This is a genomic window from Mesorhizobium sp. M1E.F.Ca.ET.063.01.1.1 (assembly GCF_003998155.1).
Classification (GTDB): domain Bacteria; phylum Pseudomonadota; class Alphaproteobacteria; order Rhizobiales; family Rhizobiaceae; genus Mesorhizobium.
In genome coordinates, this window is sequence record NZ_RZSC01001374.1 from 1 (window position 1) to 762 (window position 762).

At 64.3% G+C, this 762-nt stretch carries 1 pseudogene; it reads right to left on the reverse strand.

The features are described from left to right. Positions 1 to 106: 106 nt before the first annotated feature. Positions 107 to 762 (reverse strand): annotated as a pseudogene (locus EOA29_RS38675) (acyltransferase); the annotation flags it as partial.

Below are 762 nucleotides of genomic sequence, written 5' to 3' on the forward strand. Positions count from 1 at the left end.
ACGGCACGCTGCTCGGCATGAATTTCTACGTCAAGGGCGTCGACGACAAGCTGCCACAGTAAGCGATTGGAACATAAGACAAAAGGGCGCCGCTTGGCGCCCTTTTTCATTCGGCCGGCTGGGCGGTGGTGCGGCGCAGTCTCAATCGCCCGGCCTCGACCGCCCGCGCAAGCCCGATCCGGAGCATGCGCTGCGCCGGCCGCTCGAAATAGAGCCAGATCGCCGAGGAGACAAAGAGCATGAGCGCGACGCAGGCAAAGGCGGCCACCCATCCGCCGGCCAGCGGTGTGGCGGCGTTGATGACGAAATAGCCGACGTTCTGGTGCAGGAGGTAGAGCGGATAGGTCAGGCCGCCGAGCGCCAATGTCAGCGAGGACGAGCTGATATGGCCGTGCAGCAAGACAGCGGCAATCAACGCGCCATGCATGACGACATTGGCGGCCACCAGATTGGCGGTCGGGACGGCGGCGCCATAGGCCTCCAGCATCCACTGCTGGGTCACGGTGATGGTGCAGCTGGAGATCAGGAAGGCAGCCGCGAGGAGCAGCAAGGCGGGCCTTGAACGGCCATGCGCGTGAAGGTGGTGGACCAGCAGGCCGGCGGCGAAGAGTGGGCCGAACTCGGTGATGAACAGGAGCCTGATCGCGCGGCTGCCGATGAAGACCTCGTTCAACGTGGAGATCGCCAGCCAGGCGAAGATCAGTTGCAGCTTTCGGTTCCGAAAAGCCCCGGTCGCCATGGCGAGCGTCACCCAGCCGTAGA